General features: G+C 68.7%; 18 protein-coding genes, 2 tRNA genes and 1 pseudogene. 16 read left to right on the top strand and 5 right to left on the bottom strand.

Features of this window, described 5'->3' with window-relative positions; all coding sequences use genetic code 11:
- Both Vse01_RS28870 and Vse01_RS28865 read left to right on the top strand, forming a co-directional pair.
- Positions 1-280, top strand: a 280-nt coding sequence (locus Vse01_RS28870) for an RICIN domain-containing protein (protein WP_204019275.1), incomplete at its 5' end; no start/stop codon positions are given.
- A gap of 248 nt (positions 281-528) precedes the next feature.
- On the top strand, positions 529-1,536 hold the full coding sequence (locus tag Vse01_RS28865) for a sugar phosphate isomerase/epimerase family protein (RefSeq protein WP_093401383.1): 1,008 nt from the start codon (positions 529-531) through the stop codon (positions 1,534-1,536).
- Positions 1,537-1,589: 53 nt separating this feature from the next.
- Here the strand turns inward: Vse01_RS28865 and Vse01_RS28860 are convergent, their stop codons facing one another.
- Complete coding sequence (locus Vse01_RS28860; protein WP_093401597.1) at positions 1,590-2,768, bottom strand: ROK family transcriptional regulator; 1,179 nt, start codon at positions 2,766-2,768, stop codon at positions 1,590-1,592.
- 170 nt (positions 2,769-2,938) lie between these two features.
- A complete protein-coding gene (locus Vse01_RS28855) occupies positions 2,939-3,322 on the bottom strand; it encodes a hypothetical protein (protein ID WP_093401382.1) in 384 nt (127 codons plus the stop codon).
- A 276-nt stretch (positions 3,323-3,598) separates the two neighbouring features.
- On the opposite strand from Vse01_RS28855, the gene Vse01_RS28850 reads away from it, so the two are divergent.
- From Vse01_RS28850 to Vse01_RS28815, 8 genes are all read left to right on the top strand, one after another.
- Positions 3,599-3,671: transfer RNA gene (locus Vse01_RS28850), tRNA-Asn, on the top strand.
- Between the two features lie 293 nt (positions 3,672-3,964).
- Positions 3,965-5,200 (top strand): FAD-dependent oxidoreductase, encoded by a 1,236-nt coding sequence (locus tag Vse01_RS28845; RefSeq protein WP_093401381.1) that lies wholly within the window; start codon positions 3,965-3,967, stop codon positions 5,198-5,200.
- A gap of 46 nt (positions 5,201-5,246) precedes the next feature.
- Positions 5,247-6,197: a tetratricopeptide repeat protein gene (locus Vse01_RS28840; RefSeq protein WP_093401596.1), complete on the top strand. Its 951-nt coding sequence runs from the start codon at positions 5,247-5,249 to the stop codon at positions 6,195-6,197.
- Positions 6,194-7,891 (top strand): M16 family metallopeptidase, encoded by a 1,698-nt coding sequence (locus Vse01_RS28835; protein WP_093401380.1) that lies wholly within the window; start codon positions 6,194-6,196, stop codon positions 7,889-7,891. Before Vse01_RS28840 ends, Vse01_RS28835 begins: the two co-directional genes overlap by 4 nt.
- A 150-nt stretch (positions 7,892-8,041) precedes the next feature.
- Positions 8,042-8,115: transfer RNA gene (locus Vse01_RS28830), tRNA-Ile, on the top strand.
- Between the two features lie 113 nt (positions 8,116-8,228).
- Entirely contained in the window at positions 8,229-8,513 is a 285-nt protein-coding gene (locus Vse01_RS28825) for a type II toxin-antitoxin system Phd/YefM family antitoxin (protein WP_170863266.1), read from the top strand.
- Positions 8,510-8,797, top strand: coding sequence for a type II toxin-antitoxin system RelE family toxin (locus tag Vse01_RS29560; RefSeq protein ID WP_232511001.1), 288 nt, complete (start codon positions 8,510-8,512; stop codon positions 8,795-8,797). Before Vse01_RS28825 ends, Vse01_RS29560 begins: the two co-directional genes overlap by 4 nt.
- Before the next feature lie 60 nt (positions 8,798-8,857).
- On the top strand, positions 8,858-9,781 hold the full coding sequence (locus Vse01_RS28815) for an SEC-C metal-binding domain-containing protein (protein WP_139233061.1): 924 nt from the start codon (positions 8,858-8,860) through the stop codon (positions 9,779-9,781).
- 256 nt (positions 9,782-10,037) lie between these two features.
- Here Vse01_RS28815 and Vse01_RS28810 read toward each other — a convergent pair whose 3' ends face one another.
- The gene (locus Vse01_RS28810; protein WP_093401377.1) at positions 10,038-10,448 is read right to left on the bottom strand and encodes a type II toxin-antitoxin system VapC family toxin; all 411 of its coding nucleotides are present in this window, start codon (positions 10,446-10,448) and stop codon (positions 10,038-10,040) included.
- Entirely contained in the window at positions 10,445-10,723 is a 279-nt protein-coding gene (locus Vse01_RS28805) for a type II toxin-antitoxin system Phd/YefM family antitoxin (RefSeq protein ID WP_093401376.1), read from the bottom strand. Before Vse01_RS28805 ends, Vse01_RS28810 begins: the two co-directional genes overlap by 4 nt.
- A 450-nt stretch (positions 10,724-11,173) precedes the next feature.
- On the opposite strand from Vse01_RS28805, the gene Vse01_RS28800 reads away from it, so the two are divergent.
- The 5 genes and pseudogenes from Vse01_RS28800 (at position 11,174) to Vse01_RS28780 (ending at position 13,298) form a co-directional block, all read left to right on the top strand.
- Positions 11,174-11,428, top strand: coding sequence for a FitA-like ribbon-helix-helix domain-containing protein (locus Vse01_RS28800; protein ID WP_013730933.1), 255 nt, complete (start codon positions 11,174-11,176; stop codon positions 11,426-11,428).
- Entirely contained in the window at positions 11,410-11,826 is a 417-nt protein-coding gene (locus tag Vse01_RS28795; RefSeq protein ID WP_093401375.1) for a type II toxin-antitoxin system VapC family toxin, read from the top strand. Before Vse01_RS28800 ends, Vse01_RS28795 begins: the two co-directional genes overlap by 19 nt.
- Before the next feature lie 75 nt (positions 11,827-11,901).
- Positions 11,902-12,411, top strand: a complete 510-nt coding sequence (locus Vse01_RS28790; protein WP_093401374.1) for a GNAT family N-acetyltransferase — start codon at positions 11,902-11,904, stop codon at positions 12,409-12,411.
- 211 nt (positions 12,412-12,622) lie between these two features.
- Positions 12,623-12,984: pseudogene (locus tag Vse01_RS28785) on the top strand (type II toxin-antitoxin system RelE/ParE family toxin).
- Positions 12,984-13,298, top strand: a complete 315-nt coding sequence (locus Vse01_RS28780; protein ID WP_093401373.1) for a transcriptional regulator — start codon at positions 12,984-12,986, stop codon at positions 13,296-13,298. Before Vse01_RS28785 ends, Vse01_RS28780 begins: the two are co-directional and overlap by 1 nt.
- 647 nt (positions 13,299-13,945) lie before the next feature.
- Here Vse01_RS28780 and Vse01_RS28775 read toward each other — a convergent pair.
- Positions 13,946-14,776, bottom strand: a complete 831-nt coding sequence (locus tag Vse01_RS28775) for a hypothetical protein (RefSeq protein ID WP_139233060.1) — start codon at positions 14,774-14,776, stop codon at positions 13,946-13,948.
- A 215-nt stretch (positions 14,777-14,991) separates the two neighbouring features.
- Here Vse01_RS28775 and Vse01_RS28770 point away from each other — a divergent pair, with 215 nt between their 5' ends.
- Complete coding sequence (locus tag Vse01_RS28770) at positions 14,992-15,324, top strand: hypothetical protein (protein WP_093401369.1); 333 nt, start codon at positions 14,992-14,994, stop codon at positions 15,322-15,324.
- Positions 15,325-15,415 lie beyond the last annotated feature (91 nt).

The following is a 15,415-nucleotide window of genomic DNA, read 5'->3' as shown; positions in this document are numbered from 1 at the left end:
CGCGGCGCAGACCTGGACGGTGACGCCGAACTCGACGATCCGGGCGTTGGGCAAGTGCCTGGACGTCAACGGTGCCGGGTCGGCCGACGGCACGAAGATCCAGCTCTGGACCTGCAACGGCGGTGGTGCGCAGGTCTGGTCGGCGCAGTCCAACGGCACCTTGCGGAACCCGAACTCGGGCAAGTGTCTGGACGTGTCGAACAACAGCTCCGCCGACGGGCAGGCCGTGCACCTGTGGACCTGCCACACCGGTGCCAACCAGCGCTGGGTCCTTCCGTAACCGAACCAGCGGTAGTGCCCCGGTGCGACGCTCACCCGTCGCGCCGGGGCACTTTCCTACCGCCCGCCGCCCGCCTAGAGTGGGAGACGGCGACCGCGAGGTGGCCGGTGAGTCGACGGGAGGCGCAACCCGTCGGCCCCAGACGCGACAAGCGTCCACCGGTGCACCGTCGGGGCCGCCGCATCCGGCCATCCTCGCCCCGGTCCCGCAGGTAACGGAATCCCCAACACGACAGGGGAAAAGGACACATGGCGCGACCGATCACGCTGTTCACCGGCCAGTGGGCCGACCTTCCGTTCGACGAGGTGTGCCGGCTCGCCGCCGAGTGGGGCTACGACGGCCTGGAGATCGCCTGCTGGGGCGACCACTTCGAGGTCGACAAGGCCCTGGCCGACGACTCGTACGTCGAACGCAAGCGGGAGACGCTCGCCAAGCACAACCTTCAGGTCTTCACGATCTCCAACCACCTGGTCGGCCAGGCGGTCTGCGACCACCCGATCGACGAGCGGCACCAGGGCATCCTGCCCGCCCGGATCTGGGGCGACGGCGAGCCCGAAGGAGTACGCCAGCGGGCCGCCGAGGAGATCAAGGACACCGCCCGCGCGGCGGCGAAGCTCGGCGTGAACACCGTCGTCGGCTTCACCGGCTCGTCGATCTGGCACACCCTGGCGATGTTCCCGCCGGTGCCGCCGGAGATGATCGAGCGCGGCTACCAGGACTTCGCCGACCGGTGGAATCCGATCCTCGACGTCTTCGACGAGGTCGGGGTGCGTTTCGCCCACGAGGTGCACCCCAGCGAGATCGCTTACGACTACTGGACGACGAAGCGGACCCTGGAGGCGATCGGTAACCGGCCCGCGTTCGGGCTGAACTGGGACCCGTCGCACTTCGTCTGGCAGGAACTCGACCCGGTCAACTTCATCTTCGACTTCGCCGACCGGATCTACCACGTCGACTGCAAGGACGCGAAGGTGCGTACCGGCGACGGCCGTCGCGGTCGGCTGGCCTCGCACCTGCCCTGGGCGGATCTGCGCCGCGGCTGGGACTTCGTCTCCACCGGCCACGGCGACGTGCCCTGGGAGGACTGCTTCCGGGCGCTGAACGCCATCGGCTACTCCGGGCCGATCTCCGTCGAATGGGAGGACGCCGGGATGGACCGGCTGGTCGGCGCCCCGGAGGCGCTCCAGTTCGTCCGCCGACTCGCCTTCGACGCACCGTCCGCCGCCTTCGACGCGGCGTTCAGCAGCAAGGACTGAACCGTACGGACGCCCGGGAGCCGGCCCGCGCCGGCTTCCGGGCGTCGGCGTGCTCAGCCGGCGCTGAAGACGTGCTCGCTGGCCAGGTGGGCCGCGCCCACCACGGCGGCCCGGCCGGCCAGATCCGACAGGACGATCGGCATGGTGCCGGTGGCCAGTGGCGCCGAGCGTCGGTAGACCACGCCACGGATCTCGGAGAGCAGGAGGTGCCCGAACCCGTCGGGTGCCCCACCGATCACGACGATGCCGGGGTTGAAGAAGCTGACCAGGCCGACCAGGACCCGGCCGAGCCGGCGGGCGGCGTCACGGACCAGCAACTGGGTGGCCGCGTCCCCGGCGGTGGCGGCCGCGGCCACGTCCGCGACGGTGAGCCCGCCCGCCTCGGCCAGCCGTGCGGCCAGTGCCGGGGAGCGATCCGACCGGGCGACCGCCAACGCCGCCCGGACCAACCCCACGTCCCCGCAGTACGCCTCAAGGCAACCGGCCTCCCCGCAGGCGCAGGGCGGGCCCTCCTCGCCGAGCGGTAGATGCGCGATGTCGCCGGCGCTGCTGGTCGCACCCCGGTAGAGCGACCCGCCGAGCACCAGCCCGCAGCCGATCGCCGTACCGAGCTTCAGGTAGAGGAAATCCTCGACGGTACGGCCGATGCCGGCGTGCCGCTCGCCCAGGGCGAGCACGTTCGCATCGTTGTCGACCAGCACCGGGCAGCCCAGTTCTGCGGCGAACGCGTCGCGGACCGGGAAGCGCTGCCATCGGGGCAGGACGGCCGGTGCGGTGGAGGTGCCGCCGTCGACCGGCCCGGGAAGGGCGACACCGACCCCGGTGAGCTCGGTGACGCCCAGCTCGGCGCGGAGTTTGTCGACCAGCTCGACGGCCCGGCCGGTCACCGGCTCCGGCCCGTCGCGCACGTCCGCCACCTCGTCGGTCTCGGCCAGCACGTTCAACTCGCCGTCAGTGATCGCAACGGTGACCCGGTCGGTGGCGACCACCACGCTGGCGAAGCGCACGCCGCCGGAAAGGCGGAGCAACGACGACCGGCGCCCGCCCCGGGAGGCCGCCGGCCCGGCGGTCTCGACCAGCCCTCGGGCGGTGAGCCGGTCCAGTTCGGTGGTGAGGGCCGTCCGGGACAGACCCAGCAGGTCACCCAGCTCCACCCGGGAGCGGGGACCCTCGTCCCGCAGTAGCCGGACCAACCGTGCCTGCTGCGGATTCTCCGGCCGGACCAGGGCCATCTCGACCACCTCCGTGCGGAGTGTTCCACGGCGGTGTTTCAGGCCAGTGGCCGGCCGGGAGCGGACCCGTCAACGCCTGTCGCCGCGGCGGCCCGGCGTGACCCGCTGCCGGCCGGGCACACGGACGGGCCCGGCCACCAACATCGGTGGCCGGGCCCGTCCGAGGGTGCTCAGAGGGTGCTGCCGTTGGCTCCAGAGCCGGACGGCTTGCTGCGGGGGGTGGCGGACGTCGAGCTGGAACTCGACGAGCCGGAACCCGTCTTGGTGCCGGCCGTGGCCGGCGTACCGGCGAACGTGTCGTCGGCGGGGGTGATCCCCGCCTTGCCGTTGCCGTTCAGCTTCTCGCCCAGCTTGGAGTTGCCGAGCTTGTCCCTGCCCTCGTGGTAGAGACGGTTCGCCTGGGCCTGCGCGACCCCGGCCGCCTCCTGGACGGTCGGGTGGTCGAGCACCTTGCGGCCCCGGACCACCAACTCCTCGTACTTCTCCCGGCCGGCACGGGCGCCCAGGACGAACCCTGCAGCCAGCCCGCCAAGGAACATGATCTTTCCGCGCATGGCGGCTCCTTTCGTACCTGACGCGCCGCCGTCCCGCTCCCGGATACCCGGGTGGCGGGACTGACCGATTCGCGCCTGCGTCCTGTCGTCGGCAGCTAACTACCCATCCTGCTCTCCGCTCATACCTCCTTGTGCCAGGATGACGATTTGTCCGGTAAACCGCCCCCGGGTCGCTCGGTGGTGGCCGATGAACCCCCTGGACCAACACCCCCCGCCGTCCTGTACTCTTGTGCCCGGCGCGCGGTGCGGAGCGATCCGCTCCGGGCGTTGTTGCGGTCCCCCGTAGCTCAATTGGCAGAGCAGCCGGCTGTTAACCGGCAGGTTTTTGGTTCGAGTCCAAACGGGGGAGCTTCCTTCCTCACCACGACGCCCACCGGCCGGATCCGGTGGGCGTCACTCGCGTCCCCCCCCCCAGATCCGGCCGACCGGCGCGACGCCGGGCTTCCGCGGGCGGCACCCGGCCAACGCGTCTACGCTGGTGCGCGTCGATCCTGCGACGACAGCCGGTGGGTGGGATGTCCGGAAACTGGAAGATCGGCTCGGCCGAGCCGCGACCATCCGAGGCCGCTGCGCGCCCCGCCGTGGCGGCACGGCCCGCCCGCGGCCAACTCGCACTGGCACGACCGGCGCAGGGCGTACCCCGTGCCTGCTGACACCGACGTCGTGATCGTGGGCGGCGGCCTCGCCGGTCTCGCCGCGGCCCGCCGCCTGCACCGCGCCGGGGTGTCCTGGCGGTTGGTGGAGGCCGCCGACCGGCTCGGTGGCCGGGTCGCCACCGACACCGTCGACGGCTTCCTGCTCGATCGTGGATTCCAGGTCCTCAACACGGCATACCCCCGGCTCGGCGCGCTGCTCGACGTGGACCGTCTCGACCTCGGCTTCTTCGTTCCCGGGGTTCTCGTACGCAAGGGCGACCGGCTGCTGCGGCTGGTCAATCCGCTACGCGATCCCGCCGGTGGACCGGGCACCGCCCTGGCCTCCGTCGGGTCGCTGCCCGACCGGCTGCGCTTCGCCGCCCTCGCCGCGAGCTATGCCACGCTGCCCGCGGAACGTCTGCTCGCCAGGCCCGAGACCACCGCCGATACGGCGCTGCGTCGCGCGGGCCTCTCCCACGCCATCATCGAGGATCTGCTGCGCCCGTTCCTGTCCGGTGTGCTGCTCGACCGGGAACTGGCAACCTCCAGCCACGTCCTGGCCATGGTGCTGCGCTCGTTCGCCCGAGGCCGGGTCGGCCTGCCCGCCGACGGCATGGCGGCGTTGCCCCGGGCCGTCGCCGCCGCGCTGCCGGCCGGGCTGCTGGACGTGAACACCACCGTCGCCGCGGTGGCACCGGGCCGGGTCAGCACCAGCGCCGGTGAGCTGCGCTGCCGGGCCGTCGTCGTCGCCGTCGACCCGCCCACCGCCACCCGGCTGCTGGCCCTGCCGCCGGTGCGCATGCACAGCTACACCACCTATTACCACGCCACCGCCGAGCCACCGGTGGGCGAGCCGATCCTGCTCGTCGACGGCGACCGCCGCGAGATGGTCGCCAACACGGTAGTGGTCAGCCGGGCCGCGCCCAGCTACGCGCCACCCGACCGGCACCTGATCGCCACCTCCGTGGTCGGCCCGTCGGTACCGTCCGAGTCGGCCGTGCGGCTGGAACTGACCCGGCTGTACGGGCGGCCCACCGCCGGCTGGGAGCACCTGACCACGGTCACCATCCCTGCCGCGCTGCCCGCCGCGCCGCCGCCACAGGGCCGGCTCCGAAAGCCCGTGGCGCTGGGAAACGGGCTGTTCGTCGCCGGTGACCACCGCGACAGCCCATCGATCCAAGGGGCACTCGCCAGCGGATGGCGCACCGCCGGAGCCACCCTGCGGCACCTGCGTCAGCACTGAAATTCGGGGTCACCAGGCCCGATGATGATCACCTATGATCCTCGCCATGCCCCGACCCCTCGCCCCGCCGGTGTTCGACGCCGCGGCGGCGTACCCCCAGGTGGCCGCCGCCCGTGACGCGCTGGCCGCGGGCGACTGGCCGGCGATGCGCACCCTCGTCGACGCCCAGGACGCCCACGGCAGGACGGTCCTCGTCGGCGAGGTCGGCGACACGGCGGACGCCGAGACGTTCCTCCGGAAGGCGCTCGCCGAACAGCCGGACGACCCGGTGGCCGCTGCCATGCTGGGGGCGCACCTGATCCGCGCCGGGTGGCGGATCCGGACCGCCCAACGGGCGCAGGACGTCAGCCGCGAACAGTTCGCCCAGTTCTTCGAACATCTGCGCCGGGCCGAGCAGATCCTCATCGAGGCCACCGCCCGCCACCCGGAGGACGCGGCAGCCTGGACCCAGCGGGTCACCAGCGCCCGCGGCCTGCAACTCGGCCAGGCCGAGGCCCGCCGCCGCTACGACCGCCTCGCCGCCAGGCACCCGCACCACCTGCCGGCCCAGAGTTCCCTGTTGCAGCAGTTCTGCCCGAAGTGGAGCGGCACCTGGGAGAAGGCGCACGACTTCACCCGGGAGTGCACCGCCGCCGCACCGGCCGGCGCGCCGAACGCGGTCCTCATCGTCGAGGTGCACCTGGAGCAGGCCTTCGACCACGGCACCCTGTCCGCTGCGCGGGCATTCCTGCGCGGCCAGCAGGTGCGCGCCGCGATCCACGATGCGGCCCAGCGCTCCATCTGGCACCGCGAGTTCCGGCACGGCTGGGGCTGGGTCCGGGTACGCAGCACCTTCGCCCTCGCCTTCTGCCTCATGGAGGAGTGGACGTCGGCGGCGCAGCAGTTCGCCGCCCTCGGTGACCTCGGCGACGAGTCGATGTTCGGCTACTTCGGCGACGCGGTCGCGCAGTTCCAGCGGTTCCGCGACAAGGCGTACGCGAAGGGCGGCCAGCCGTGATCCAACACCTCGAAACCGACGGCGTGCCGACCCTGCTCGCCCCGACCGGCGGGCCGATGCGCGCCGGGCTGACCTTCCGGGTCGGCACCGCCGACGAGACGCTGGCCCGCCACGGCATCACGCACCTGCTCGAACACCTCGTTCTCGCCCCGCTGGGCACCGCCGACTACCACTTCAACGGCGCCACCGGACCGACCTTCACCACCTTCCACATGCAGGGCTCAGCACCGGACATCGCGACCTTCCTCACCTCCGTCTGCGCCAACCTGACCGACCTGCCGACCGGGCGGTTGGAGGTGGAGAAGGACATCCTGCGCACCGAGTGGAGCAGTCGCGGAAGCGCGGCCATCGACGACATCCCGCTGTGGCGCCACGGCGCCCGCGACCACGGGCTCAGCAGCTACCCGGAATGGGGACTGGGCAGGCTCACCGCCGAGGAACTGCGCCAGTGGGCCGCATGCTGGTTCACCCGGGAGAACGCGGTGCTCTGGATCGCCGGTGACCGGGTTCCCGAAGGGCTGCGGCTGGACCTGCCCGCCGGCAGCCGGCAGCCGGTACCGGCCGCCTCGTCGGCGCTGCCGACCACCCCGGCGTACTTCGTGCACGGCTCGCGGGCGGTGGTGCTCGACGCGGTCGTGCGCCGCCGCACCTCGGCGAACGTCTTCGCCGAGGTGCTGGAGCGCGAACTGTTCCGGGCGCTGCGCCAGGACGCCGGTCTCTCCTACACCATCGGCAGCGGCTACGAACCGCGTGGCGACGGCCAGGCCCACCTGCGGGCCCTGGCCGACTCGCTGGCCGAGAAGCAGGACGCCGTGCTCGGTGGATTCATCGACGTGCTGGCCAAGCTGCGGGTGGGCCGGATCGAGCAGAGCGACCTCGACGCCGTGGTGGCCAAGCGGATCGACATGTACGCCACCGCCGAGGCCGACGCCACGCGGCTGCCCGCGTACGCCTTCAACCTGCTCACCGGCGAGCCGAACCGCACCATCGACGAGCAGCTCGCGCAGCTGAAGGCGGTCACCCTCGCCGACCTGCACGAGGTCGCCCAGGAGGCGTACGCCTCGGCGCTGCTGATGGTGCCGAACGGGACCAGCGCCGACTGGGCCGGCTTCACCGCCGCGCCCACCTCGTCGGAGTCGACCGTCGCGGGCACCACCTACCGCGCCCGCGACGACGACAGTCGACTGCTCATCGGCACCGAGGGGGTCAGCCACCTCAGTGCCGGCGGCACCCTCACCGTCACCTACGCCGACTGCGCCGCGATGCTCGCCTGGCCCGACGGCGCCCGGCAGCTCATCGGCCATGACGCGATCGTGCTGCACATCGAGCCGACCCTGTTCGACACGCGTCCGGCGGCGATGCAGGTAATCGACAGCGGAGTGCCGATCGACCGGCAGATCACCATGCCGCCCCGCGATCCGGAGAGCATCCCGCAACCGCGTACCCTCCGCGAGGCCCGCGAGCACCTGGCCCGGCCGAAGCGGGCCGGGTGGGAGGTCCTGCTGATGGTGCTCAGTGGCCTGGCCACGCTGGTGGTGGGCGGCTTCACCCTGCTGCTCACCATCGGCATGCTGATCAGTCCCACCGCCGAGGAGGACGTCGCCGTACTGTGGGGTGCGGTCGTGATCGGCTGGCTGCTCACTGTTATCCTCGCGTTGCCCATCGTGCTGCTGACGCGGGGGCGACGCCGGTGAGGAGAGGCCGTGGCCGCCGAATCCCTCCCGACCTGCACCGCACGGCGCTCGCATCGAGCGTCCGAACGTGCGGTCCGGCGGACCGCAGGGAGGTCGGGAAGGTTAGTTGGCCGGTGATCGACTGGGCGGGATAAGATCCGGCCCGGTGCCGGGGCGGTAGCTCAGCCGGTTAGAGCAGGGGACTCATAATCCCTCGGTCGCGGGTTCGAGTCCCGCCCGCCCCACGCAACTTTCTGACCTGCCGTTTTGTGGCGCCGTGTGTTCACCATGCGAACCATCGGCATGGTGTCTGGAGGAACGGTGGACGCCGCAGCAGATTTTGGTCATACTTATGACCATGACGACGCTGCCGTTGGGGGAAGTGAAGACTCGGCTCTCTGAACTGGTGGGGCGGGTGCACGACCACCATGAACGGGTGACCGTGACCGTGCATGGTCGGCCGTCGGCCGTGCTGGTGTCGGTGGAGGACTTGGAGCGTCTGGAGGAAACCGTCGCGGTTCTCGGGGATGCGGGCACCCTGCGGCGGCTGGCCGACTCCGACGCCGAACTGGCCCGAGGTGAAGAGGTGTCCGCCGACCAGATTGCGGAGACCATTCGCGCCCGTCGCGCCTCGGCCGCGTGAGCCCTCGGCTGCCGGAAGATACGCACACGCTGCGCACCACACCAACCGTCCGTCGAGCGCTCGCCGAACGGTTGCCGGAGGCCGTCGCTGTCGCCGCGTACGAGTTCATGACCGGGCCGTTGGTGCGAGAGCCCTACCGGGTCGGAAAGCGTTTGTTGCCGCCGTTGTCGGATCGGTTCAGCGCCCGGCGAGGTACCTACCGGATTATCTACCGCATCGACGACGACAACCGCACCGTGACTGTTGTGGACATTGATCATCGAAGGGATGTGTACCGCTCCTGACGCCCCTGGCTCTCCGCGCCCGATGGCGTCGAGGCATTCAGTACGGTAGGTGCCGTGTCGATGAGTGTGGCAGACGAGGCTGCGGCCCTTGAGGCTGAGGTGGAGCAGTATCCGGACGAGCGAGGTGAGATCCTGCTCGAGGCTGCCGACGCATGGCGCCGGTCGGGGCGGTTCGACCGAGCAGCCGACCTGCTGACCAGGCTGATCACTGACGGCGGTGGGGACGGCTGCTCCGCGATGGCGCAGCTCGCTGAGGTGCGATTCGAGCAGGGCGACGTCGATGAGGCGTACGTCGTGCTGGATGCCCTGGCTCACGACGCAGCGGTGGATGACGGTCACTGCACCTTGGTCGCCGAGCTGCTCGCCGAGCGAGGCGACGTGCATGGTGCGTTGCGCTGGTACGACCGGGCGGTGGCCCGCCTGTCGGCTGAGGAGTTGCAGGCGCTTCGCGGCCCGAATGGTTGGATGCAGATGTCCTCGGTGATGATCCGCGGCCGTCGGGAGGTCCGTCGCCAGTTGAGCTTGGTGCCGGATGCCACCGATGAGTTGGTTCCGGCGGCGGCGCCGCCACAGCGGCAGCGGCTTGTCGACGCGGATGGGGTACGGGACGCCGTGGCCTCTGGACGAGTGCCACGACAGGTGCGGATGCTGATCTTTCCACGCCAGGAGCGGGCCGAGGCACGACGGCGGTGGCCGCAAGAAGACGACATGACCGACGACGAGCACTATCAGGCTGCCGAGCGCCGGTGGCGTGAGTTGGCGAACGGCGGTGTGCCAGCCATCCGGGTGGTGCCGGCAACTGTCGCCGATCTCTGTGAGTTCGCGGACCGGACCGGCGAGTCGCCTCTCGATCCAGCGCTCAAGGTCCGCTACAGCGAGACCCTTCCCGAGGAACACACCATCGCGTGGCCGCCACCGCGGAACTCCCCATGCTGGTGTGGATCCACAGCTAAGTACAAGAAGTGTTGCGGGCGGACGGTCTGAGCGGCGTCCTCCGACGCGCCGCACGCGATAGTTCGTCACGACGCAGCCCTACCTGCCAGCGTTCCTGCTCGCGGCAGGGGTAACGAGGCACCGGCAATGGTCGCCGGTTGGTTCGCATGGTGGTACCTCCGGCCCACTCGAAACGAATACCCAGACGAAGGGGTGCAAGGTCGCAGAAGCGCAGGCCGCAGCCGGTGTCGCCGGCCGCGCTGCCGTACGGCGGCCGGACCCCGCACCAGGGTGGTGGATTCGTGGGTCAGTTCTGGCCGGGGCTTGCTACGGGTAGTCCTGCTTGCTCGGCGCATTCGAGCAGCCGCCGATCGTAGGTCACGAAGGCGGTGAGTGCCGCGCCGGACTCGTTGGTCAGCACTTGGGCGGTGGCCAGGTGGATGGCGTCGAGGCTGCGGAGCATCGGCTCGGCGAACGCAGCTGCGGTCGCACGGATCGTGCTGTCGATCTCCAGTCGGAACAGCCGTCCGACGGCAGCCGGTACTCCGATCAAAGCTTGCGGAGCTGATCGGTGCAGCGCTCTGGGTACTTCCACCTCGACGAGAGCGGAGGAAACCAGCGGCACGTCGTCGTGCTTGTTGAGCCAGGAGACAAGGTCGGCGCTGCACATCTCCTGCCGAACCAGCTTGACGACGGCAGCTGAATCGAGATAGATCACCAGCGCTCCTCGTCACGCATCGCAGCGAGTGAGGCGGCCGCGTCCACACTCTCGTCACCGAGCTTCGGCGGAAGTGGAACAGAGCCGCCGCCGGTGGGGGCGACGGCTCGCCCTGCCGCTACCAACTTGGCCAACACCGACCTGTCGCCGCCTACCGGAACAAGTCGGGCAATCGGGTGTCCGCGATCGGTAATCTCGACGGTCTCGCCGCCACTCACCCGAGCCAGCACCTGGCTCGTGTTCTGGTTCAACTCCCGGACACCGATGCGTTCCATGGACACAAGTGTAGAACTAAATGTTCTACGGTTCTAGCTCCTGGCGCCATCCGGGCTGCCTGTTCGCCGTCCAGAGAGGTCCACGGGTCTAGACCACGGCGACTGGCCGGCGGTTCGGTGGGTGGTGTCGGAATCATCGCGCACGACCCGAGGCCCGTGGGCCGGGCAAGTTCAGGGTTAGCGGATCGCCTGCGATCGTGGCGGCGCGGTTCGCATGGTGACACCTCCGGCCCACCAGTTGTTTTCCCTGGTCAGCCAGGCTACCGATGACCCGGACGCCCCGCGTCAAGATCTGGACCGATCGCCGTCAGTCCGCAATGAGTCCGCAGCAGCACAATCCGCCGCTCGCTTCACACCGTCCTCGAAGGCGTGGTGTCGGAGTGAGCAGGGCACGTGCATCGGGTTCGAGTCTTTCCTGGCCAACACGAGAGCTGCATGCATAATGAATGCATGGTTGCTCTCCAGATTCGGGACGTTCCGGAGGAAGTGCGAGACGCCCTGGCGGCACAGGCCAAGGCGCGTGGGCAGTCACTGCAGGCGTACCTGCTGGAGTTGGTGGAGACGCAGGCTCGACGGCTGCGCAACACGGCGGCCCTTGATCGCTTCGCAGGTCGATCCGACGGTGCTCGCTCTCTGCCGGGGGAGAGCGCCGCCGAGTTGGACGACCAGCGGGAGCAGCGCGGACCGTGGGGAAGCGCCGCGTGATCGTGGTGGATGCGTCGGTTCTGGCCGACGCTCTGGTCGATGATGGGCCGGTCGGGGATGCGGCGCGGGCGGAACTGACCGGCGATCCACACTGGGCCGCGCCGAGCCACCTTCTGGTCGAGGTCATGTCCGTGATCAGAGGCAAGGTCCTCGGTGGGAAGCTCGGCCTTGCTCGGGCTCAGGAGGCGATCGACACCCTGCCTTCGTTGGTCATCGACGAGGTTGGCGTCGCGATGCTGGTTGACCGGATGTGGCAGATGCGGGGCAATGTCACGGCGTACGACGCGGCTTACGTCGCGGCGGCGGAGTTGCTGGCCTGCCCACTCGTGACCGGTGATGGTCGGCTCGCCAAGGCCAGCGGTATCCGCTGCGAGATCCGACTGCTCGCCGCGTCCTGACGGCGGCCGCCCGAGGATCATCGGTCTGACGCCCCTTGGAACGGCCATGCTGAGAGGAGCGTCGCGTCGTGTTGGATGGGAAGGGTGGAGACCCTTCGCGTCGAGTTCTTGGAGGAAGCTGATCGCCCGGCAATGTGTCGGATGCTCGAGGACTCCGGCGATGTAGCGCTCAACGTGCTGTTGCGCTACAGGCGTCCGAGCAGCCTCTACACGACGTTCGTGGCAGTGCGAGGTGACGCGATCGAGGGGATGCTGACCGGATCGTTTGATTCCAACGTCGCTGAGAGTGGGGCGTTCGAGTCGTACGAGTTGCCAGTCGCACCGCACGCCTTCCTTGATCGGATTTATGTGCACTCGGCGGTGCGGCACGCGGGTGTCGGCGGTGCCTTGATCGCGGCGTACGCGGCAGAAGCAGCCGAGCGTGGCTGCACCTTCGTCGCGGGCACAATCGACGTCTCATCGGATCCGGCGGCGAGGATCATGTTCTTCAAGCGGTGCGGCTTCCACGTCGTCGGTCAGGAGAACTTCGGCGCTCGGCCGGCTGATCTTCTCGGTGGGACGACTGGACGCAGGCGTCCTGTCTAAGGGATATCTCGTAACCCGTGGAGGCATTGTCGGGTAACGGTGCTGGGTGTCATCCGGTGAGGATGATGTTGTGGATGCGGGCGATGCCGGATGCGGTGTCGGTCAATGTGTGGGCGGCGCTCGACCTGCGCTTCTCGGTTCGTATGCCGCATCAAGGTATAGGTCGAGCTATAGTTGGCCCATGCCTCACGGCCCCGCCCGTCGCTGAGCGATCAGAACGACCAGCGATGTCCGCGACTGGTTGCGCTCGCTCCGCCAGACCGATCCGGCGACGTACCGGTCGGTCAACGTGGCGATCGACATGCTCGCGGAGACCGGTCCGGGCCTGGGACGTCCGTTGGTCGACACGCTCAGAGGGTCGAGCATCGGCAATCTCAAGGAGCTGCGTCCGAGGTCTGGGCGGGACGCGCGATCCGGGTTCTGTTCGTCTTTGATCCCTGGTCGCAGGCGGTGCTGTTGGTGGCCGGCAACAAGGCCGGAGACTGCTCTCGATGGTACGAGGAAGCGATCCCGGTCGCCGAGGTCGCCTACGAGGGCTGGCTCGCCTTTGAGAGGAAGCGGAGGGAAGGCTGATGAGCGACTTCCATGACTGGGACGACATCCGTGCCGAGTTGCACGACGGGGACGACGACGCGCTCGATGTGGAGCGCGCCCGCACCGAGGCGTGGATCAGCGCGTTCCACCTGGCCGAGGAGCGTAAGCGTCTCGGGCTCACCCAGCGGCAGGTTGCCGAGCTGATGGGGGTCACCCCCGGCCGGGTCAGTCAGATCGAGAACGGCGATCTGGAGGCCAACGAGGTCGCGACCCTGAGTCGGTACGCGCGAGCACTGGGCGCTCGGATGCGGATCATCTTCGACTACGGCAGCGACCTCCGTCAGATCGCCTGATCCTGCGCCGGCCAACCGAGCGGCGATCCTGACCTGCGCATTCGCAGCGGCAACGGGTCGTCGGCGATGGTCGCCGCCCGGGCCATGTCGATCTCAGTGGATCGGCGAGATGGCAACCACACGTCCGACTCGCGCATATCCGGAAGGACCGGATCGGGCAGATGGCGAAGGCACGCGTACGCGGGGAACGAGGCCGGCCCGAACGTGATCAACCCGCGTCGGACCGACATCGGTCGCATACAGCCACGCCGCAGCAGAGAGCTCGTCAGTGGGCTGCAGTGTCATCGGAATAATAGACCGCCAGTTGTGTGTGAGGTGTTGACGCCCATACCCACCGGAGGCCTCTCTGGCCCACCGTAAACGTTACGGCAAGTTCACTACGCAGTAGACGTTGGCCTACCTGTAGGGTTGGTTCCTGTCGTCGATCTCGCCGATGACGTCGACGTTCTCGTGATTGCGCCAGGAGATGAGTTGGCTGGTCGGGTGACAGACATGCCGAGCGTTGGACCTGTTCCCAGCCCCGCCGCCGGCCGTCACAGTCACCGTGCTCGAACACGACCTCCGCCGCCAGGTGCCGACGGTGTACCACTCGTACAAGCAGGCTAAAAAAGAGCTGACAAAGGCGTCAGGGCGGCGCTGTCCCGAGCCTATTTGAGGAACAGGACCACAATATCTATCAGTGAGCCCCCGACAAAGAGAGACAGCGCAATTCTGCGGATCGGGCGTACGGGTTCGGCAAGGAATTCGAGGAAGCGCGCTGCTGTGCCGAGCAGTGCTCCCTCTAAAACGCCGGGCATGCCGATCGACACGATCGCGGCTATGAACACGATTACTCCCGTAATCGTGAGAAACTGTACCGCCAGTGATTGAGTCGTCAATCCACCAGGACCGAAAATGTTGTCAGTGACGACCGCCGCCGCAGCCAGAGCCAGCATCATCAGTATCGGGGTAAAGATGAAGACGCTTCGTGTTTCGGCGTCGGCGGCCCTGCTTACCAGCCGCTGTTCGCTCTCGGGTAGCTCTCGTGACAGGAACTCGTCGATGCGACGTTCCACCAGGGTGACCTCGGATGGGACCGAACCACCGAAAGGCAGGGTCTGGCTGCCCAGGAGACTTTTGTCGTCGCGTAGGTCGTAGGTGTCCCGGAGTTCATCCATCACGGTATGCCAGAAGGTGATGAAGGCATCCTTGTTCAAGCCGGATGGGGCGGTCTGCGGCGGGGTGTGGACAATTCTGTAGTTCAGCACCGCGATGTTGCTCATGGGCACGTTAAAACCGCTGGTCTTGATGAAAAAGTCCATGGCTTTCGTACGCAGCCGAACGATTCGAGCAATTTTCCGGTATTCAGATCTGCGTTGTGCGTACTTGTTGGCGTGTTGACTCCAGCGTCGCAGCTTCGCTTGATCGATGAGATCGACGATCGCGCTCAACCCGGCCAAGAAGAGAGCCGCCTTCCCGACGAACTCGAGAACCCTCACCGGGGGCAGCATAATTACCCTGGACGGCGGCCGCCACCCCCGGTGGCGAGATACGCGGACGTGTACGTTGCGTTCCACACGCCGGATGGTCGGCCGGCAGGGTTGTGGATGCTGGGGGCTCGTGGAATGGGCGTACCCGGTTAGGGTGAGACGTGGGGGGATCGGCGTTTCTGTACTGCTCGTGTAACCGGATCTGCTGGGGGCTCGGTAAGCCATTGAGCGAGCAGCCCGGCGGCACTGTCATCAGGTATGTCGGCAATCCTGGTCAGCCGGTCTTCTCGCAGTCCCGACTGCCGTCCAGCGCGTTGTGGAAGCTGCTTGCCGACCACGTCGGTCACCAGCTTCGGGTGGCTCACGACTGGGATCCCGAACTGCATCGTCAGATGGAGAGCGGTGTGCTGCCGGCCATGCTGGACGCGGACGGCGACCTGGACATACCCCTTCCGGCCTACCTTGCCGGCTGGCCGGAGGATGGGTTCGCAGGTTTGTTGTCCGCTGGCTTCGACGGCGCCGACGAAGGGTTTTCTGACCTGCGAACGCTGCCCTGAGCGGCTGGCCCTCGGCCGGGCGCTGCGGGATCGCGCAGGTGCCGTGTTGCTGTTTCACGCTGGCGACCCGGGTGAGGTGGCCAATTCTCGA

Origin of the sequence: Micromonospora sediminimaris, from assembly GCF_016863575.1 — a bacterium.
Lineage (GTDB): Bacteria > Actinomycetota > Actinomycetes > Mycobacteriales > Micromonosporaceae > Micromonospora > Micromonospora sediminimaris.
This window is presented reverse-complemented; position numbering and strand designations above follow the sequence as displayed.